This window comes from Providencia sp. PROV267 (assembly GCF_028477825.1).
GTDB classification, from domain to species: Bacteria; Pseudomonadota; Gammaproteobacteria; order Enterobacterales; family Enterobacteriaceae; genus Providencia; species Providencia stuartii.
On sequence record NZ_JAMPLX010000009.1, the window covers coordinates 203,940 to 223,919 of the forward strand.

Annotated in this window: 17 protein-coding genes; 6 read left to right on the top strand and 11 right to left on the bottom strand. The window is 37.8% G+C overall.

Translation table 11 applies throughout. The features are described from left to right. The first annotated feature begins 115 nt into the window (after window positions 1–115). Entirely contained in the window at window positions 116–715 is a 600-nt protein-coding gene (locus tag PR709_RS07895; RefSeq protein ID WP_004926931.1) for a nitroreductase family protein, read from the top strand. A 464-nt stretch (window positions 716–1,179) separates the two neighbouring features. Continuing rightward, window positions 1,180–1,482 (top strand): hypothetical protein, encoded by a 303-nt coding sequence (locus PR709_RS07900; RefSeq protein WP_004926928.1) that lies wholly within the window; start codon window positions 1,180–1,182, stop codon window positions 1,480–1,482. A gap of 89 nt (window positions 1,483–1,571) precedes the next feature. Here PR709_RS07900 and PR709_RS07905 read toward each other — a convergent pair whose 3' ends face one another. The 7 genes from PR709_RS07905 to mak all read right to left on the bottom strand — a co-directional run bounded on the left by PR709_RS07905 (window position 1,572) and on the right by mak (window position 11,189). Further along, window positions 1,572–2,732: a fimbrial protein gene (locus PR709_RS07905; protein ID WP_076914498.1), complete on the bottom strand. Its 1,161-nt coding sequence runs from the start codon at window positions 2,730–2,732 to the stop codon at window positions 1,572–1,574. Window positions 2,733–2,959: 227 nt separating this feature from the next. After that, complete coding sequence (locus tag PR709_RS07910; RefSeq protein WP_014656788.1) at window positions 2,960–5,428, bottom strand: fimbria/pilus outer membrane usher protein; 2,469 nt, start codon at window positions 5,426–5,428, stop codon at window positions 2,960–2,962. 14 nt (window positions 5,429–5,442) lie between these two features. After that, window positions 5,443–6,192, bottom strand: coding sequence for a fimbrial biogenesis chaperone (locus tag PR709_RS07915; RefSeq protein ID WP_014656789.1), 750 nt, complete (start codon window positions 6,190–6,192; stop codon window positions 5,443–5,445). A gap of 86 nt (window positions 6,193–6,278) precedes the next feature. Continuing rightward, window positions 6,279–6,791, bottom strand: a complete 513-nt coding sequence (locus PR709_RS07920) for a fimbrial protein (protein WP_004926913.1) — start codon at window positions 6,789–6,791, stop codon at window positions 6,279–6,281. Window positions 6,792–6,902: 111 nt separating this feature from the next. Further along, entirely contained in the window at window positions 6,903–7,178 is a 276-nt protein-coding gene (locus PR709_RS07925; RefSeq protein WP_004926910.1) for a helix-turn-helix domain-containing protein, read from the bottom strand. Window positions 7,179–8,113: 935 nt separating this feature from the next. Beyond that, the gene (locus PR709_RS07930; protein WP_272570848.1) at window positions 8,114–10,063 is read right to left on the bottom strand and encodes a bifunctional 2',3'-cyclic-nucleotide 2'-phosphodiesterase/3'-nucleotidase; all 1,950 of its coding nucleotides are present in this window, start codon (window positions 10,061–10,063) and stop codon (window positions 8,114–8,116) included. A gap of 220 nt (window positions 10,064–10,283) precedes the next feature. After that, window positions 10,284–11,189, bottom strand: a complete 906-nt coding sequence (mak, locus tag PR709_RS07935) for a fructokinase (RefSeq protein WP_014656791.1) — start codon at window positions 11,187–11,189, stop codon at window positions 10,284–10,286. A 196-nt stretch (window positions 11,190–11,385) separates the two neighbouring features. On the opposite strand from mak, the gene rdgC reads away from it, so the two are divergent. Continuing rightward, the gene (gene rdgC / locus PR709_RS07940) at window positions 11,386–12,291 is read left to right on the top strand and encodes a recombination-associated protein RdgC (RefSeq protein ID WP_014656792.1); all 906 of its coding nucleotides are present in this window, start codon (window positions 11,386–11,388) and stop codon (window positions 12,289–12,291) included. Between the two features lie 227 nt (window positions 12,292–12,518). Then, window positions 12,519–13,031: a GNAT family N-acetyltransferase gene (locus tag PR709_RS07945; protein ID WP_004926889.1), complete on the top strand. Its 513-nt coding sequence runs from the start codon at window positions 12,519–12,521 to the stop codon at window positions 13,029–13,031. A gap of 241 nt (window positions 13,032–13,272) precedes the next feature. On the opposite strand, the gene yedF is transcribed toward PR709_RS07945, so the two are convergent. From yedF to exbB, 4 genes are all read right to left on the bottom strand, one after another. Next, on the bottom strand, window positions 13,273–13,512 hold the full coding sequence (gene yedF / locus PR709_RS07950; protein ID WP_004926886.1) for a sulfurtransferase-like selenium metabolism protein YedF: 240 nt from the start codon (window positions 13,510–13,512) through the stop codon (window positions 13,273–13,275). Continuing rightward, a complete protein-coding gene (gene yedE, locus PR709_RS07955; protein ID WP_014656793.1) occupies window positions 13,509–14,720 on the bottom strand; it encodes a selenium metabolism membrane protein YedE/FdhT in 1,212 nt (403 codons plus the stop codon). The genes yedF and yedE overlap by 4 nt, the downstream gene beginning before the upstream one ends. Window positions 14,721–16,173: 1,453 nt before the next feature. Next, the gene (exbD, locus tag PR709_RS07960) at window positions 16,174–16,599 is read right to left on the bottom strand and encodes a TonB system transport protein ExbD (RefSeq protein ID WP_004926875.1); all 426 of its coding nucleotides are present in this window, start codon (window positions 16,597–16,599) and stop codon (window positions 16,174–16,176) included. A gap of 5 nt (window positions 16,600–16,604) precedes the next feature. Then, window positions 16,605–17,537 carry a tonB-system energizer ExbB gene (gene exbB / locus PR709_RS07965; protein ID WP_004926872.1) on the bottom strand — a complete coding sequence of 311 codons (933 nt, stop codon included), beginning with the start codon at window positions 17,535–17,537 and terminating at the stop codon, window positions 16,605–16,607. Window positions 17,538–17,898: 361 nt separating this feature from the next. On the opposite strand from exbB, the gene metC reads away from it, so the two are divergent. Beyond that, window positions 17,899–19,086, top strand: a complete 1,188-nt coding sequence (gene metC, locus PR709_RS07970) for a cystathionine beta-lyase (protein WP_014656794.1) — start codon at window positions 17,899–17,901, stop codon at window positions 19,084–19,086. A gap of 170 nt (window positions 19,087–19,256) precedes the next feature. Next, entirely contained in the window at window positions 19,257–19,928 is a 672-nt protein-coding gene (locus PR709_RS07975) for a DedA family protein (RefSeq protein WP_004926866.1), read from the top strand. The last annotated feature ends 52 nt before the right edge of the window (window positions 19,929–19,980 follow it).

Below are 19,980 nucleotides of genomic sequence, written 5' to 3' on the forward strand. Positions count from 1 at the left end.
AAAAACAATTAAATTGACTCAGCCGAAAAATTTGAACCTTACCGTTAATTTTTTTTTCTATGATTTTCCCTTCACAGCGCTATAGTAATACTTAACAAATAGCTAGGAGACTCACATGTCAAACGCATTTATTGAAATGATTAAAAATCGTCGCACTATTTATAACCTCGGCGATGCATTACCAGTTTCTGAAGAGCATGTTACAAAATTAATTAAAGAAGCAGTAAAACATTCACCTTCTTCTTTTAACTCACAAACATCACGTGTTGTGATCTTATTTGGCGCAGAGCATAAAAAACTGTGGAACATCACCAAAGAAACATTGCGTGCCATCGTGCCAGAACAGGCATTTGCAGCTACTGAACAAAAAATTGATAGCTTCGCTGCGGGTGCTGGCTCTATCTTATTTTTCGAAGATATGGCGGTCGTGAAAGGCTTACAAGAGCAATTCCCACTTTATGCCGACAATTTCCCAATCTGGTCAGAACAAGCCAGCGGTATCGCACAATTTGCGGTATGGACAGCCTTAGCGCAAGAAAACGTCGGGGCATCACTGCAACACTATAATCCACTCATTGATACTCAGGTACAAAAAGAGTGGGGAACACCTGATAATTGGGTACTACGTGCTCAAATGGTATTTGGGTCAATTAATGCTCCTGCGGGTGATAAAGACTTTATGGATGATGAAATTCGTTTCAAAATCTTTAAATAATCAGAATAAAATTCGAATAAAAAGCCCTTGTTGATTAAAACAAGGGCAAATCACCTGCCAAATAATGTGATATATCACTTTTCAATACCAGCCAACACCAAGGGATCCGATTATTATTGATATGCAATATCAATTAGTTATTCCACAACCCATGATATCAAACGCTAATCCTTTAGAATATAAAATCAATTAATAGCAATCTAATAAAATTTCATATTGATAATCTCTATTAGATACCGACTTATTGTCGGTATCTATCTATTTTTAGCTATCTTTTTAGAATATTACACTAAATAAATTTGTTTAAATTTCATGCTGTTACAAAATAAACTAAATAAAATCGATATTTTATTAGCATAAATCATATTTTTTACTCGTATTTGAACTAAACTAGTCAGTGAGAATTTTGTAACGCGCTACTCGTGTTATTTAACTAGCGCTAGTTCAACTAGGAGGTAGAAGCAATGAAATGTTTATCCTCAATTGTAACAGTGACTGCTTTACTCATTTCCAGTTTTACTTTTACCCATGCTGCAACCAATCGAATCGGAGGTGGAACCATTACTTTTATTGGCTATGTCTATGAGCCACAATGCGCAGTTAAAGTATCCAGTAGCGAACAAATTGATCTTGAATGTTTCCGCAATGGTAAAAATATCACCAAAACCAGTTCACTTAAAAATGCCAAAAAACTCAGTTCTGATTTTGTAAAAGTCGAATATAATCAATTCAACAATAAACCCACTCTAAATGTGACCTACGATTAATGCTCTTTATTTATTAAAAGAGTTAGCGAAATCTTGCTAACTCTTTCAACGATACTAAAATTAACTAAGCTTTTATTTGATAGTTAAATTTAATTAGTATTTAACGTTATGGTCATTTTACTGTTTGCTTTACCTGGTTTAATTGGCTCATTTCCATAACGAACATAGCGTGCTGTAAAGTTTAATAGCAGCTCATGTGTTGCAGCGCCTGTCGTTGGCACAGAAACGCTAGTCCAATTATTTGCTGTAGGAATTGGTGAATCAATTGCTCCTAAACGAAGTAGTTTATTTCTCTGCCCCGATGAATTTAATATTTCTATCGCGACCCCTTTTGCTGTCGAGCCTAAATTAGGATCTAATAATAAATAGTCAACCTCATTCATAGCCCTATTTTCTTCACCAGGTGCAAAACCATAACTAATTTTAGCCCCTTTCTGACATTCTAATGTGAAAGAAAAAGGAGTAGGAGTTGATGGAATATCATTTGATGAATGGCTACCTAAATAAACGGTTGATGTCGACGATTTCAAACCACAAGTTGTAACCTGACGTCCCCCGACTGGACGCTGACGTATTTTAAAAAAAGTGTAGCCTGCGGGTTCATAGTTATTATTTATCGTATTATTGATCCCAGGGCCTTTGAACCCAACAACCCCTCTATTAACGACCCCAACGGTACCTAACGAGTTACCACTGACATTTTGCTGAGAGCGAACCTGTTCAATAGAGAGACCCGAAAAATGTTTCAGCTTAATATTAATTTTTTGTGGGTTATCAGGATCTATGTCATATGCCATAGGCTTCGCATTCACCACATTATCAAATTGATATGAAGCATCTCTATTCATACCTAGAAATAGTTCAAAAGCCATTCCTTGAATATTCGTTCCCCAATATTTTATATTGTCATACGTAAACGCGGGAGCGGCGTTATCGAAAATATAAGTTTTAGGTAAATAGTATATTTCAAAAATAGAGGATGCATCAGCGATATCACATTTAAAAACGACACGATCTGGCGGAGCTCCCATTAATGATGCCATTTGAGTGCTCGTTATAGAATCAAAAGCAATTCTTGTTCCAGCAGGCTGAAATTGTAACCCATATATACTGACGTCAACCTTAGAGCCAATACTCACTTGTGTTCCAGGTATCCCACCATTTTGGATAATACAAGTGGAATTTGCTGTTCCAGCGAAAAATAAAATCATAAAACCAATTGATGTTATGGCTCGTTTAGATATAAACATAACGCCCCCAAAATACTTGTTAACGAATAAGTCTTCTTTAAAAACTTATGGGTAAATTAATAAAAAACATAATGATTAATAAGCCCAACACTGAATAGTTAATCTTTAAAAGATACTAATTTTCATATTTTAGAAAAGTATCGAAACTTATTAACCCTAAAAACCGTAAATTAAATAAGGCACAGTAGCACTTTAAGAAATCATTTCTTCTTAAACAACATACAACCTTAATAAAAATAACAAACAGATTCAGAAATAGAACTATTACTTGAGATGTTATAATCAAACTTACAACGTTGATGACTACCTTCACCCCATTTAACAATAACTGTTCCTTGTTCAGATTGAGAATTAAAATGTACTAAGCCACCTTGCCCAACTAAACCAATCTTATTATTATTTTCATCATAAATATCGGCACCAAACGGCACTGCTTTTTTATCTTGTAAAATAATACGATAAGTAATGTTGTTACCTTTTTGTGTATTAAATTTCACTAATACCGCAGACCCTGCATAAGGTGCTATCTTGGCTAAGTTATTATCTAATTCAACATCTGTATCCATATTTTCTGTATTAAGATACAGTGTATTATATTGATAAGGTACTAATGAAGGTACAACGGCTTTTCCGCTATCATTAATAACAATATTACTCCATGAGGCTACTGATGCACCTTCCGCTTCATTAGCTTCCACAATCGCAAAAGTATCACTTAAATAGCGAGATGGAATAACGCCACCTTGATAAGCCACTAATGCACCACTTGCTCCCACCGATAATGACTTGTAATTATTACCTTGTGAATAACCCGCGTTTACAGAAGCCGAAGAGAAATCTTTCTGAATATTTCCAGAGAAGCTACTGTTTGAATTACCAATATCACTCGCTGTCGCGTTCCAAGAAATAGAATTATCTTCACCGAAAGAGCTACTAATTGTCGTATTATTTGACCAACGATGATCTGAATCAGAACGTGTTATGGAGCTACTTAATAACGTATTCTGTTCTGGATACCAAAGTGAGAATGGTACAGAGACGTTAAACATATAGTTATTATCTCCACCCTGATCGCCATTTCGATACATTTTTATATAGGTAAAGCTATAACCAATACCTTTAAAGTTATTCATATAGCCAGCTTGCAATTGCTTAGTATCTGGCAAATTATCACGCCAAGTTTGCAATGAACCACTGACATACACAGTACCATAATCCGCTAAATTTTGGTTAACCGTTAATACATATTGGGAACGTCTTGGGTTAATGCTTTCGCCATTAAACAAATAACTATCACGATAAGAACTTGCTTCATATAAGCTTAAATAGTTCTGCGATTCATAACGGTAACCAGCTAACGCAATATTTGTACCAGTGGCATTAATGTCTTTATTCCACGTGACTCGCGCACGAGCACCGTTATAAGTACGTTTATTGTCTAATTCAGCTTTTGAACTTGCCATATCAAAGCTAAATGCACCGACTTGTGTATTAACCGCAAAACCTAATAACCCAGATTGGTATTTATTGGAGTACTGCACCCCTGCAAATGGCGTTAGAATATTACTTAAACCATATTTTATTGTTGATTGAGCAAAAATATCGGAAGAAGTATGATCACCCCGTAACTTACCACTCACAATGCTATAATCAATCTGACCCGGCCTTAATAAACCTGGTACCGTTGAGAATGGCACGACAAACGTGGAAACACTGCCATTTGCTTCAGTCACTTCAACAGTTAAATCACCGCCATAACCTGTTGCATAAAGGTCATTGATCGTAAATTCACCGGGAGAGACATTCGTTTCGTATATTACAAAACCATTTTGTATTATTCTTACCCGAGCATTACTATTTGCAACCCCCCTAACTGTTGGCGCAAACCCTTGCATTGATTGTGGACGCATTCGGTTATCAGTCGCTAATTCAGCACCGGTATACGAAAAGCTATCAAATAGGCTTCCATCGGTAAAAGATTGCCCAACCGTTAATTCACTTTTTATTTGTGGAATAGCTCTCTGAACATACGTTCTGATGCTTTCATGATGAAATTTATCATCTTCATTGTATTGCAAATTAGATTGATGGCGAATTCTAAACAAGCCTAAATTAAGCCCAGCCGATATATTTCCGTAAGCAGAATGTTCGTCCTTACCATGACTACGAGTACTATACCCATTAAGGTTATAGTTCATAAAAAAAGCAGGAACCCCTTCATTAAGAGCACTGATTGGTACAGAGCCGCGTGCTGAATACTCCACCATTGCTTGAGGAATTAAAATATCTAATCGTAATATATCTTGCTTTAAATTAACTTGAACATCTTTTGATAATGATTTTAAGTCTTCACATTCACCATTAGACTCTATTAGCCCTAAATATTCTGGTTTTATGTTAAACCCATCAACATCTTCTTTAGTTAAACAAGGAACAACACGTCCCTGTTCATTTTCATAAAATCTAATCTCTTTATTATAAAGAAATTCATTATTTAAATATAAATCGACATACCAATTACCTGGAGTAATTTGGTCTTCTGTTAATTTATCTATTGATATATCTTTAGCATTACCTAATAAGAACCCCTCATTGTAAGAGTATTTCTTTTCATTTTGGTTTTCTTCTACCGCTAATGCAAATCTACCATACCCTAAAGACAAAGAAACAAGAACAAAAAGTAATTTTATTTTCATAGCAATACCATTTATTATAAATTAGACTCGTAGGAATCTAAGCCACCATAATCATTAATGACTGAGTAGCTAACTTTTTTTGCATTAATAAAATCATTGGGTATTGCTACACCTTTTCCTCTATTCAGATAAATATCAGAGAATGGCGCAACCATATTCCCTTCTAAGCTTAACTTTCTATTCCCTTCAGATAATGTAACATCCTGAAAAGTAATAAACCATGGCGAGTTATTTTTAACAAGCAACTCATTTCCTTTTGCCGTTTTCTTTATTGAGAAAGAAAGTTTTTCATTAACCTGTGCAGGCATTTTAATGTCTGTTGGTCGATAAAATAATTTCACTCTTGTTCGAATGGCAATTTGCATTGTATTCTTATTTTGAGAAGCAGTATCTTCATTCTCAGGTGGAATTTCTAACACGTTCAAATAAAAAATAGACTCTTTATCTTTTGGTAAAGAATCACCAAGATAAGTTAACCTTAAATTTTGACCTGCTCCAGCAGACATTTTAAATATCGGTGGTGTAATTGAAAATGGAGTTTTAATATTTTCAGGTAACTCATTAGGATCTCCATTATCTAGCCAAACTTGCACCAAAGCTGGCCATTTATTATCATTAACCAACTGTACTGTTTTACTTTTAGATTTTTCATTATATATAACACGAGTGCCATTAATAATAACGCTGGCATACATGGATGTTGATACAATGAATAATGAAATAAATAAAACGATTTTATTTATGATAGATAGCCTAGTTATCATAATGACCTAACCCTACTCTAAGTTGTAATAATTTAGTCTTTTATTGATCTGCCAGGGGAATGAATTCCCCCGGCAGAATTAACTTATTATGGATAAGTCAATGTATAGTTAACTTGTGCTGTAACAGCACCTGGAGCGGTTACTACATCTTTCGCATAATAGAATGCTTGGTATGCCAATGTAGCTGCACCATTAACGATTGGCTGGCTACCTGCTGGCGCGCCGTTTACTTTCGCAGCGTTACCAGCTTGGTCTGCTAAACCGATCTGTACGTTAGCAGGTGCAGTTGTTGGGATAAGATTACCAGTTACTGCATCACCACTTGTCAAACTTTCGAAGTTTGCTGCTACATCAACACCACTAACGCTACAGTTAGCCAGTTCGATAGTGAATGATGTATTACCTGCTGTTGCACCAGCAGAACTCAATGCAGTAGTCGATACTGTTGGCAGAGTGACTGTGAAGTCACCACCATTACCCGTAGTGACATCACAAGTTGTTGCAGTGATTTCACCGTTGAACGTAATAGTACCATCTGCCGCTAATGCTGATGCCGAAATTGACGATGCAATGAATAAAACTAAAAGTGATTTTTTCATATTTAACCTTTGTTAAGATAAAACAATTCCAATCCTTTATTATTAAAAATAAGGACAACTGACTACACATTTAAGTAAGAGCTAAATCCATTTAAGACAACATTCCAAAAACTAAATAACTAAAGTATTCGCGACAAATATATTTTTATCGTAAATAGTTTTGTCATAATCAGACAATAACACGACGATATCTACATTAAAGGCATTAGCAAATTTTGCTAATGATTCGACATCAATTCTATTAACTCCACGTTCAAATCTAGAAATTTGCTGTTGGCTTATTCCTGTTATTTTACCTAACGCTTCTCCACTCCAACCATTTTGCAATCTCAGTGACTTTATTCTTTGCCCAACAGACAATGAATATTTATATCTTTCATTTTCCATATGCGGGTACCTCTGAATTTATTATTCACACATTGATTCAGATTAGTTCTTGTCAAATATATTACGTATCCATAATTTAAAAACAAATAACACCACTCACGAAAGAGTAAAATATATTATGAAAATAAAAATAGAAACTAGAATTATCGAAAGTCAAACAACGCCAATAAAAACATAATGTTAATCAAATATCCCAAACCAGAATTAACATCTAATTTAGAAATCAACAAGCAATTAAAGAAGATAAAAAATCTACTTAATGTTGAAAAATCGACATTAACACCAAAAAAATCAATTTTATGTATTAATATATATCAACCTATTTGCATTTTTAGATTATCATCATTAATACTCGCGATTGGAGTAACTCATTTATATTAAAATTTAATCATAAATCAATCATCAATAATAGAAACTAAAAATAAAAAAGTGCCCCCTTTCACAATTTAAAATTGTGTAAAGTTACCTATTTAATTACATAACTAATATTTACATTACATTATCTTTGGATTTCATCTTGAAAAAGCGTCCTTTATAGAAAATCATTTTTTGAATGATATTATAAAAAATGAGTTCATCTTCTTTTTTTAGAAAAATTTCATATTAAAAAAATGAATATATTGAACAGCACTTTTTGTAATGAAAAAAAATTAATTAACATTAAAAATATATAAAAAAATTAATATTTCTCTTATTGTTTATTTCATTCTTAGATAGAAACACAAACACAATTAGACTAACCCTTTTGTTATATATCAGAATTGTATCTCCTATTTTCACCGCCTATTAATGATGTTTTTCAGCTTTTATCTTTAATAACGAGGTAGTGATTTTTATACCTTCAATAAAAAAGCCCCATTATTATTAAAATGAAATTAACAATAACGAGGCTTTTAATGATCAAATTTTAATAATGGTACTAAATTCGATACTGCTTATTTCTCAGTTAAGTCTATTTGGTAAATAGCAAAACCAATATCATCAGTGCCTACCTGTTTTAATGGGTATTGGGCATTCTGCTGAATGAATTTCGCAGCTTTATCACTCTGAGAGGTTTCAAAACGAATATCGAGAGCCTTATCTGTTTTAATTGGCAAGAATGACCAATTATTATCAGCTCTACTGGTAACCTCACCGTGTTCTTTAGAAACTTTCGCAATATAAGAGGCCAATACGGCACGGTTTTCATCTGGGGAAGCAAACGCAATATGATTATCGCCCGTTCCGGCAAATTTACCGCCGTATGCTCGATAATTATTGGTTGCAACTAAGAAGGTAGCTTTCGGGTCTATTGGTTTCCCTTGATAAGTGACATGCTTAATTCTATTCGCCTGTTTATTGACTAGCTGGCAATCTACATCATATTTTGCAGGCTCAGTGAGGTCTATTTGATAATTTATCCCACTGATAGTGTCAAAATTATAAGTTCTAAAGCCATCCCAGTTAATTAAGCTTTGCGGTGATGTTGATTGAGGATCAATACGGTTAAACATACCCGCTGAACACTCCAGCCACTCGACCACTTCGGCACCTGTCGCTTTCACAACCACTAGTGTATTTGGATATAAATACAAATCAGCGGCATTGCGGAAGGTTAGATCTCCTTTTTCAACCTCAACAAATTCGTCAGGCGCATTTTTACGTCCACCTACTTTGAATGGAGCAGCTGCAGACAATACAGGCAAGTCAGCAAGGTCAGGGTCACCTTGAATATAATGTTTCGTATAATCAACTTGCGCATCATTCACTATCTGTACCGTTGGATCGCTTTGAACTAATGCCAAATAGCTGTACATATTATCGGAGGCTTTTCCGATCAATTTCCCGACAAACTGACGAGTATCGTTATGAGGTTTATCAATGATCTTCGCTAATTCATCATCACGCTCAACCAGCGCTTTTTTGTTGGCTTTATCATAAACGGGTCGAGCATGCGCATTCGCATCAACAACTTTCCAACTGCCATCGTCATTATTGACGACTAAGTCGACGACACCAAGGTGATCCCCCCATTGGCCTGGCATCACCGCTGGGATCCCGTTAACGGTACCTTTGGTAATATCAACACCTTTAATATTGGCGAAATCTTTACTTGGAAATACCCCATGAGAGTGACCAAACATAATCGCATCTATTCCCGGTACTTCACTCAGATAATAAACAGAGTTTTCAGCCATTGCCTTATAAGGCTCTTGTGAAAAACCGGAGTGAGGGATTGCCACCACTAAATCAGCACCTTCTTTTTTCATTTGAGGCACAAATTTTTTGGCGGTTTCCGTAATATCGTTGACCGTCACTTTGCCACTAAGATTGGGTTTATCCCAAATCATAATTTGTGGGGGAACAAAACCAATATAACCAATTTTTAAGTTATGGGTTTTTCCATCACGATCTTTGACGGAAGTATCAACAATAATATAAGGAGTAAAATAGTTTTTACCCGTTTTAGCATCGATGATATTGGCGTTAACATAAGGGAATTTTGCCCCTGCAATTGCCTTTTGCAGATAATCTAAACCAAAATTAAATTCATGGTTACCAAAGTTACCTACAGTATAGCCCATTGTATTCATTAGACTATGAGCAGGATGTGACTCCCCTTCCTCAAGGCCTTTTGCTGCCATATAATCCGCTAAAGGACTGCCTTGAATTAAATCACCATTATCAACTAAGACGGCATTTGTCACTTCACCTTTAGCCGCCTTAATTAAACTTGCAGTACGCACCAATCCAAATTGATCCGTTGGTTTATCCTTAAAATAATCGAAATCAATCAAGTTGCTGTGTATGTCAGACGTTTCCATAACACGTAAATCAACTGTTGCGGCATTGGCATTGAATGCCACGAATAAAGCTAATGCTGATAATTTAAAAATAGTATTCACCGTAATTCCCCTTACGTTGATTTGTGCAAAATAACCCTTGCTTATATTCTCTGTAAAAATAGTACAAACAGCATTACATATAGTGAATGTGTGCGTTCTATTCGTTGATATTTCGATAAGCGTTGATAAACAGTGCCTCTCTTGTCCATCGAAGTCACTGTTTATCTTAATAAGCACTATTTAATCATATATAAGTCACAAAATTATTGACGGTACATAACTATTTAGGCCAAAGCCATGCAGCCCCACGTACCCCACTTGAGTCACCATGAATGGCCTGCCGAATTGGCGTATCACATTCACGACCGAATACCCAGTTTTTCACCAGTGAAGGTAATGTTTGATATAAGCCTTCGACATTACTCATTCCACCACCGAGCACAATGACATCGGGATCGAGCATATTGATAACTTGAGCTAATGCTCTAGCAAGCCGAGATTGGTAATGTGTCATTGCGGCTATTGCATGTGGATCCCCAGACTTCATCAATTCGATGATTTCTGAACCTATTTTGGTTTCACCAGACAATTTACGATAGTCCGCCATAAAACCTGTTCCAGATACGAATAGTTCAGTGCACCCTGTTAGCCCGCAATAGCATTGCTCTTCTTGAAGAAACAATGCGTCTTGGCTATCTTGCCAAGGCAATGGATTATGGCCCCATTCCCCCGCGACCCCATTACCACCAGAATGAACCTGACCATTGATCGCAATACCAGCACCACATCCCGTACCAATAATCACTGCAAATACCACTTTTGCCCCTTTGCCTGCACCATCAACGGCTTCTGAAACAGCAAGGCAGTTAGCATCGTTGGCGACTTTTACAGGCCGCTCAAGTATTCGCGCTAAATCTACATCAAAAAATTGACCGTTGAGCCATGTGGAATTGGCATTTTTCACTTTACCTGTCACAGGTGATAGTGTCCCGGGGATCCCAACTCCCACACTTCCTTTTCTCGCCGTGGCCACTTCGGCATCATGAACAAGACCTGCAATCGCATTTAACGTTGCGTTATAGTCTCCTCTGGGCGTCGCCACGCGCTTTCTAAATAGAGTTTCGCCATTATCATCTAATGCAATCACTTCTATTTTTGTACCACCAAGGTCAATTCCAATTCTCATCATCACACCCACTACTTAGCTATTTTCTGTATCATTGCCTGTATACCCTATCGATTTCAAGCGATTAGCGACAAAACTGAGGCCTATAAACACAACAAATACGCCAAAAAGGCATTTTTTTTCGCTTAATAACCGACAATTCGTTATCATAGCCACCGGCTAAAACAGGTAATCCATCAACAAAGGTAGGTTTTTCATGTGGTTCAAGAATATATTGGTCTATCGTCTGAATCGTGATCTGGCTCTCAGTGCTGACGATCTGGAAAGACAACTTGCCCCTCTGGCCTATCATCCTTGTGGTAGTCAAGACATGATGAAAACGGGATGGGTGTCACCCATGAAAGGTTCTGATGCTTTGACCCATGCCGCGGGTAACCAAATACTGATCTGTGCCAAAAAAGAAGAAAAAATGCTGCCTTCCCCTGTCATCAAACAGGAGCTACAAGAAAAAATCGAAAAACTTGAAGCAGACCAAGGCCGTAAACTGAAAAAAACAGAAAAAGATTCTCTTAAAGATGAGGTTGTCCATGCCTTATTACCAAGAGCATTCAGCAAATACAATAAAACCTACATTTGGATTGATACCGTCAATCAATTGATTATTGTTGATGCCGCCAGCGCTAAACGTGCAGAGGATAATTTAGCACTATTGCGTAAAAGCCTCGGTTCACTGCCTGTTGTGCCGCTAACTTTTAAAGATCCTATTGAGCTAACGTTAACCGAATGGATCCGCTCAGGCTCTCTGCCTCAAGGTTTTGCCGTAATGGATGAAGCAGAGTTAAAAGCCATTCTAGAGGAAGGTGGCATCATTCGTTGTAAAAAGCAGGAGCTGATTTCTGATGAAATTGCGACCCATATTGAGGCTGGAAAATTAGTGACTAAACTGGCTTTAGACTGGGAAGAACGGATCCAATTTATGCTGTCTGATGATGGTTCACTGAAAAGACTAAAATTCAGTGATACATTAAAAGAACAAAACGATGATATCGGTAAAGAAGATTATGCTCAGCGTTTTGATGCCGATTATGTACTTATGACAGGGGAACTGAGCGCCCTGATTGCACGCCTTATTGATGTTCTCGGCGGTGAAGCTGAACATTAATCGATACCATATCCCCAGATGGCAGCAGACGATCCACCGTGTTGCCATCACTTTTTAGACCTCGCTAGCATTGCCACTATTAATTCATTGACTGCCTACTCAATCTCTGGTGAATTGAATTACATCTTGATAACAAAATTATCGCAACGTTTATTTGTTAAATAAAAATAACTAAACGAATCACGTTAACTATCAAAATAAGGTCAACTTCAATCGCAGGAATTGTTATGAAAGAGCTCATCGAACCCGAAGTGGATGAACATTCAGTTGTCACGCTACAAAAAATTACGGCAGATAATTTTTCGGAAATTTGCCTACTCAGCCATACGCTCAGCGAAGCACAACGCGGTATGGTAGCGGATAATGCCTATTCTATTGTTGAAGCTCAATTTTCCGATTGTGCATGGTATCGCGGTATATATGCTGACGATGTTCCCGTTGGTTTTATTATGCTGCATTCGGGGCTAGATGATGACGAGCTTGAATATGATGGAATTATGCTATGGCGCTTTATGATAGCAGAGCCTTATCAAAAATTAGGCTTTGGTCGCGAAGCCCTTCTTCAAGTGATCCGCTATTTAAAAAAGAAAGGTTATCCACGACTTTATAATAGCTGTGGCGAAGGAGAAGAAAGCCCGTTTGAATTCTATAAAAAGCTTGGTTTTATTCCTACAGGGGCTTATTTAGATGATGAATGTGAACTTGTTCTTGATTTAACTAACTGGCAAGAAGAACCGTGATTTAGCAAATAGGGGGATTGCCACCTATTATTATTTAATGATTAACATGGCAATTCATAAGCCTATAATGCCAATATCTCTCTGAGGCGGGAACCTCGAAGCTCACTTCAGCAGATCATCTAACTCATTCAGGTTGCAGCAAGGCGGCAAACGAGCAGATCCCTAGAAGCATACATAAGTATGTCACTAGGGTCTGTGGAAGCCGCCAACAGCGCTGCAACTTAAAGTATGGCAAGTATCGTTATTTCTGGATCAAATAACGTATAGTTGGTCCATCTTGCTGAATATCCAGCACGGTATAACCATAATTTTTGGCATCCAAAGGGATATTATTAATTGATTGTGGGCAATCACTGACCACCTCTAATATTTCCCCTTTTTTTAAGGATGGCATCGCTTCCAATGTCGCTACGGCCGGATAAGGGCAAGGCTCCCCGACCATATCTAATCGATAGTCAGGAATGATTTCTTTATGACTCATACAACCTCCGCTGATGTTGAAACTGGTGATTGACGTTTACGGAAAAAATAGCGTTCCCACACCAACATCAAGATAAATGCTAAAGCTAACAACAGATAAGTCACCGCTAATCCCCCTTGTGGACCAAAGGTTTCTAGCAAATTCACTTTATCGAAATCTGTTGCTAACCAAGGGCCTAAATCATCCCAATAGTAAGCAAGGATGGTTGCTCCGATAATATTACCGAAACCGACCCACCAATAATGGACTTGCCCTTCTACGGCACGGTACATCCAGCCCGTTTCACAGCCCCCCGCAAGCACAATACCAAACCCAAACAATAACCCGCCAATAATGGCATTCGGGCCAGCCCATAAAATTTTTGGCGTTGCACCTAATTGTACATAACTAAAAATACCAATTGCGCTCACCGCCATACCAATAATAATGGCTTTTGCCATATGTGTTCTTCCGGTGATCCATAAGTCACGGAAAGCGGAGGTGAAACAAATTTGTGCTCGTTCAATAAGCAAACCAAACCCAATACCGCATAGAATGGCGATACCTAATACGGGCGCATCCCATAAGGTATAAAAGCCCCACGCGATCGCGACTAAAAAGATAGTCATCCCTAATTTAAAGCGTTTTTTTGCCACATCTAGGTGTTGTGTTAATGGAGAAGCGGCAGAGACTTTTTTGAGCTTAACAGGGATCCTGAACATCGGCATTAATGTGAATTTAGCACCGAAATAGGAGCCTACTGCGGTTGCGATAGCAAAATACCATGCGTGCAGAGAAAACTGAGGGATCCCAGTAAAAAATGCGGCTAAGTTGCACCCCATCGCTAAACGCGCACCGAAACCAGCGATAATACCGCCAATAATTGCTTGGAAAATACGTATCTTGTGTTGTGGCATACGTAATTTTACGTTATTTGCCCATAACGCAGCCGCAAAACACCCCGCAAACATACCGATGATCATCACACCATCAATTCTATCTAGGGGGCTACCTTCTAAGCCAATGACTTTAAAATATCCCCAGTTTTCGGGTTCAGCACCGAATAACTGCATGATATGCCCACCCCAACGGGTGAATTCACCAGTAACAGCCCAGAATGTACCTGTTAAACCAAAGTAATAGGTGGATAAGATCCCTGCCGCAATAACCGCAGGTAGAGGTTTCCAAAAACGGATGAGATAGTGAGATTTAAACTCAGACCAAGTCATTTTAACGTCCAATTCATTCGCGCCAGAACCTGGCAGAGAACCCCGCCGTTGTATAGCATGCCCGCTTCACAAGCCCCCCAATGGTTGCAAGAAAGCAAATTGGCATATTCCCCACAGCAGATAGGGATAACATCATACTCCGATAATTAGTTTCGGGAAGCTATATGCTATAAATATTTCACGGTCTATCCCTTCAATCGCTGATTTTTACAGCAGATATAATAACCTATCGAAAATAAAAGGATGGCTCGTAATACCCTAGGTTGATTATATTGCATCTCAGGTTTTTCCATTAACATGAAGATTTTTGAAAAATTACATTAACTTTATGTTTTATAAAAGAAATTTAAGCAAAAAAAAAGCGTTATCAGAGATAACGCGGGAATGTGTAGTCTTATTTTATCTATAGTAGAGGAGTATAATATGAAATTGCCGTATAACGGCGTTGCATGCTATGCGTAGTCTGAAGTCAGCCCATTTGACTCCAGTAATAACATTTATCAACTTAAAAACACATTCATCCGTAAGTTAAAAAATAATACGATATAGATCATTTTTACTAACTCAAATTATCAAGATGACTTTATTTTTCCCTAGTTTGGCGAATAAAGAAAATAAAAAAATTTGAAAGATGAAAAGTGTTTAAAAGTATTTCTAAATGTTATTGACCGCATTATAACTCAACATAATTGTTGCGCAAGTGTTTTTTTTATTTAACTAAAATTTCAGCGTAAATTCAATTTTAATGAATAAAATCATATTGTTACACTATTATCGTTAAATATAAAAAACATAATTATATATTTTTAATAATAATTTACATAAATAGCGACATCTTTAAAATGTTACAAAACAAATTATTCAATTAACTCTTCTTATCTAGATAATAATTAACATTTAATTGTTAGATTTATTTATATAGATATCATAATTTGAATAAGCATTAATCTAATTTATTTCATTATCTATTCTACTCAATAACACTTGTAATGGATAAATATAATCTGTATTTATACTCTCAATAATATAATCAGAATTTTATATGTAAAACAAAAGGTTACAAAAGATAAATAAAAAACCCTTTATCTACGCAAAAATAAAAAATACGCGTAATTACTTAAAGACTCACAAAATAAAATAACATCCTAATAGAAAAATAGTTTATTTTTAATAATCACTTATTGAGAAACTAGGCAAAAAAAGATGTGTTAGTGGACAAAAAAAAACCATACAACTCAACGGATAAATCACAAAGAAGTCATAAAATTAATTCAAAAAACTAATCATTACTCGCAATACGTCATACCGAATCAAGAAAAAAATTGTGACTTAGGCACCTCAATGATGCAGTTTGGTGCCTGTAGATTTAAACCCTCAATAAAAAACGCACCTTATCACCCCACTATATGTAAAGGGATAAAGTGCGCTTGCTATAGAAAAAGATACTAGCGAACTACTTAGACGCCGCCGCTTCCATGCCTACTAGGCCAATTTTAAGATACCCTGATTGACGCAATGCATTCATTACATCCATCATTGTTTCATAATCAACACTCTTATCCGCTTGGAAGAAAATTGTGGTATCTTTATTCGCATTTGTTGCCAGATCAAGAGAGGCCGCTAACTGCTCTTTTGTTACAGCTTGGTCTCCTATGAATAATTGGCTATCCGCTTTTACCGTCAGAAAGACCGGTTTTTCTGGACGTGGTTGCGGTTTCGCTGTCGAAGCAGGTAAATCCACTTTGATATCAACCGTTGCCAAAGGAGCGGCAACCATAAAGATAATCAACAGAACTAACATAACATCGATAAACGGTGTTACGTTGATCTCGTGCATTTCACCACTATCGTCTTGTTCGTCACCTAAACGCATTGCCATAATCGTTACCTTGCTTTGCTATTTGCCAGATCCAGATCGCGACCTAATAGTAACGCAGCCTGTGCTGCAACATCACCGACCTGACCACGGTAGTTATTAATCATTCTGGCAAAAATGTTATAAATAACAACGGCAGGGATTGCTGCGATCAAACCAATTGCTGTTGCTAATAATGCTTCCGCGATCCCTGGAGCAACAACGGCTAAGTTAGTGGTTTGTGAGTGAGCAATACCAATGAAGCTATTCATGATCCCCCAAACCGTACCAAACAACCCAACAAACGGAGAAATCGCCCCAATGGTGGCTAAATAACCATTTCCACGCCCCATATGGCGGCTAATTGCAGCGATTGAACGCTCAAGACGGAACCCTGTGCGATCTTTAATACCAGAAAGATCTGTGCTTTGTGCTGACAGTGTTCTTTCCACAACCGCTTGTTTTAACAATAAACGGGTTACACTGTTTGCCTTAAAACCTTCAGCGATGCTCATTGCCTCATCTAACGATTTGACCTTATTAAGCTGTGCTACTTCAGCTTTTAAACGACGGCGCGCTGCCAATAACTCGATGCCTTTAGAGAAGAACAAGGCCCATGTAATCACTGATGCCAAAACCAGACCAATCATGACTGTTTTAACAACGTTATCTGCATTTTGGTACATACCCCAGACCGATAGGTCCTTATCAAAACCACCTTGGTTTTCGGTCGCAATCTCAATACTTTCGCTAACCACTGGTGTTGTTGCACCATTTTCTGCTGCGGCTTGAGTTTGTGCCGGTGCTGCTGCCGATGGGGTATTTGTTTCAGTCGCCGGTGCCGCTGGTGTTGTTTGGGCTGACGCTGTGGATGTCGCTGGGGTTGTTGCTGGTGTGGTTTCAGCATTTGCTGTCCCCAACAGGCCTATCGCCAATAGAATAGAAGCTGTTAGTTTACGCATCAGTTGGCCTTATACTCTCTTTTTCTGTGTTCTATTAATAAATTCGTGCCGATGATTTCACGTTCACCGACTAACCTATAAAAGCGAAATTGACTCGCCCAATTCATCTCTTTTTTCAAAAGATGGTGCAGATAATATCAAACGCTGCGCGAATTGATAGTAATTATCATTACTATTCAATATTTTTTTCATATTTCTTGCGCTTTAACAAATATGCCCTCAACAACAGTGAGACTATTACTGAGTGACATGAAAAAAAATCCGATTGGACGTTTACACTTGTACATCTTCAACAAAATCATTTAACTTCAAGTATTCTCTTTTTGTTTCGTATCGCTCAGGAGCAGCTAAAGGACGCAATATGGCTAAGATCAAACCAGAAACTCAACTCGTGCACCTTGGTAGAAACCCTGCTTTTACTCAAAAAGGCGTGAACCCTATAATCCAGCGCACCTCATCCGTAATATTCAACACCCTTGCTGAGAAGCGCCATGCGACACAAAACAGAGCCAATTCTGTACTTTTTTATGGGCGTCGTGGAACACAAACTCACTTTGCATTTCAAGAGGCGATGACGGAATTAGAGTGTGGTGCAGGTGCGGTACTTTATCCCTCAGGGGCGGCCGCAATCACCAATGCACTATTATCTTTTATCTCTTCGGGAGATCATATTCTTGTCACAGGCTCAGCTTATGATCCCACACAAAACTTTTGCGATAAGATCCTAACAAAACTAAACGTCACAACGGACTATTTTGATCCGATGATTGGAGCTGCTATCGCTGAGCTTATCCGTCCTAATACTCGAATAGTCTTTTTAGAAGCGCCCAGTTCTATCACTATGGAGATTCATGATCTCCCTGCTATTGTGCAAGCGATACGTCAAAAAGCCCCCGAAACTATTATTATGATTGACAACACTTGGGCCGCGGGCGTGTTATTAAAACCTTTATTATTAGGCATCGACATCTCTATCCAGTCTGCGACTAAATATATTAATGGTCACTCGGATGGTATGTTAGGCGTTGCCGTTGCTAATGAGCGCTGCATTGAACCCCTTCGCGAAAACTCTTATTTACTCGGTCAGACTGCCGATCCTGATACGGTATATATGGCCGGTCGCGGCTTACATACGTTAGCAACGAGACTCAAACAGCATGAAACCAATGGCTTAGCTGTTGCTCAGTGGTTAGCGCAGCGCCCTGAAGTTGAACGGGTTTTCCATCCCGCGCTTCCTTCTTGTCCGGGGCACTCATTCTTTGTTCGTGATTTTAGTGGCAGCAACGGGCTATTCTCTTTTCAATTAAAATCACGCTTATCCCAAACACAGTTTGAAAATTTCTTAAATCACTTCAGCCATTTTAAGATGGGGTATTCATGGGGAGGTTATGAATCTTTGATTTTGGGATACCAAAAAGAAGATCTTATCAGCATGCGTCAGTATGATTTTACCCCCAATGAGGGTACTTTTTTCCGTATTCATGTTGGTCTGGAGCATCCCCAAGATTTAATTGATGACCTCACATTGGCATTTGAACGTATCCAATAATGGTGTTTTGTTACACGCTTTCATCATCGACCCAAGATGAAAGCGTGAAAATTCAATCATCTTATTTATCAACTAATCCTCTCATTTAGTAAACAAATCAAACTTGGTATGGTTTTTTCCTGTAATATAAGAAAAGAAATTCGCTTTTTCGTAGATAGACAGGAACAATTATGGAAGTACTACGCGAAATCGTGCTGGCGCTTTGGCATCATGATTTCCTTAAACTCTCCAATCCAGAAGTGCTTTGGGTTATTTACACAGTTCTCTTTGTGGTCATTGTGCTAGAAAATGGGGTACTCCCCGCCGCTTTTTTACCTGGTGATACCTTATTGATCCTTTCGGGAGCCTTAATTGCAAAAGGAGTGCTGCACTTTATTCCGACCATTTTGCTACTAACAACAGCGGCAAGCTTGGGGTGTTGGCTCGGTTTTCTTCAAGGAAGGTGGTTGAGTGAAACAAAAATCGTTAAGCGTTGGCTCTCACAGATCCCGCATGAATATCATGATAAAGCCAACCATATGTTTCATAAACAAGGCCTTTACGCCTTACTCATCGGTCGTTTTTTAGCCTTTGTCCGCACACTATTGCCGGTATTAGCTGGGCTGTCTGAGTTAAGCCATCGACGTTTTCAACTCTTCAATTGGTTAAGTGGCTTACTTTGGGTAGGCATTATCGTGACATTAGGATATGCACTGAACCAAATTCCTTTTGTGAAGCAACATGAACAAATCGTCATTAGCGTATTAATGATCTTACCTGTACTTTTGCTCATCGGTGGGCTTATCGGCTCCATCATGATGTATTGGAAACATCGCAAGTCTATCAATAATAAATCGAAATAATAAAAACCGCCTCATCATTGAGGCGGCATTAGACTTAGTTACGATGGCTGAT

What these genes read in the sequence shown, in the direction of transcription:
- PR709_RS07895 (WP_004926931.1), top strand. Translation starts at nt 116, where the DNA reads ATGTCAAACGCATTTATTGAAATGATTAAAAATCGTCGCACTATTTAT.
- PR709_RS07900 (WP_004926928.1), top strand. Translation starts at nt 1,180, where the DNA reads ATGAAATGTTTATCCTCAATTGTAACAGTGACTGCTTTACTCATTTCC.
- PR709_RS07905 (WP_076914498.1), bottom strand. Translation starts at nt 2,732, where the DNA reads ATGTTTATATCTAAACGAGCCATAACATCAATTGGTTTTATGATTTTA.
- PR709_RS07910 (WP_014656788.1), bottom strand. Translation starts at nt 5,428, where the DNA reads ATGAAAATAAAATTACTTTTTGTTCTTGTTTCTTTGTCTTTAGGGTAT.
- PR709_RS07915 (WP_014656789.1), bottom strand. Translation starts at nt 6,192, where the DNA reads ATGATAACTAGGCTATCTATCATAAATAAAATCGTTTTATTTATTTCA.
- PR709_RS07920 (WP_004926913.1), bottom strand. Translation starts at nt 6,791, where the DNA reads ATGAAAAAATCACTTTTAGTTTTATTCATTGCATCGTCAATTTCGGCA.
- PR709_RS07925 (WP_004926910.1), bottom strand. Translation starts at nt 7,178, where the DNA reads ATGGAAAATGAAAGATATAAATATTCATTGTCTGTTGGGCAAAGAATA.
- mak (WP_014656791.1), bottom strand. Translation starts at nt 11,189, where the DNA reads ATGAGAATTGGAATTGACCTTGGTGGTACAAAAATAGAAGTGATTGCA.
- rdgC (WP_014656792.1), top strand. Translation starts at nt 11,386, where the DNA reads ATGTGGTTCAAGAATATATTGGTCTATCGTCTGAATCGTGATCTGGCT.
- PR709_RS07945 (WP_004926889.1), top strand. Translation starts at nt 12,519, where the DNA reads ATGAAAGAGCTCATCGAACCCGAAGTGGATGAACATTCAGTTGTCACG.
- yedF (WP_004926886.1), bottom strand. Translation starts at nt 13,512, where the DNA reads ATGAGTCATAAAGAAATCATTCCTGACTATCGATTAGATATGGTCGGG.
- yedE (WP_014656793.1), bottom strand. Translation starts at nt 14,720, where the DNA reads ATGACTTGGTCTGAGTTTAAATCTCACTATCTCATCCGTTTTTGGAAA.
- exbD (WP_004926875.1), bottom strand. Translation starts at nt 16,599, where the DNA reads ATGGCAATGCGTTTAGGTGACGAACAAGACGATAGTGGTGAAATGCAC.
- exbB (WP_004926872.1), bottom strand. Translation starts at nt 17,537, where the DNA reads ATGCGTAAACTAACAGCTTCTATTCTATTGGCGATAGGCCTGTTGGGG.
- metC (WP_014656794.1), top strand. Translation starts at nt 17,899, where the DNA reads ATGGCTAAGATCAAACCAGAAACTCAACTCGTGCACCTTGGTAGAAAC.
- PR709_RS07975 (WP_004926866.1), top strand. Translation starts at nt 19,257, where the DNA reads ATGGAAGTACTACGCGAAATCGTGCTGGCGCTTTGGCATCATGATTTC.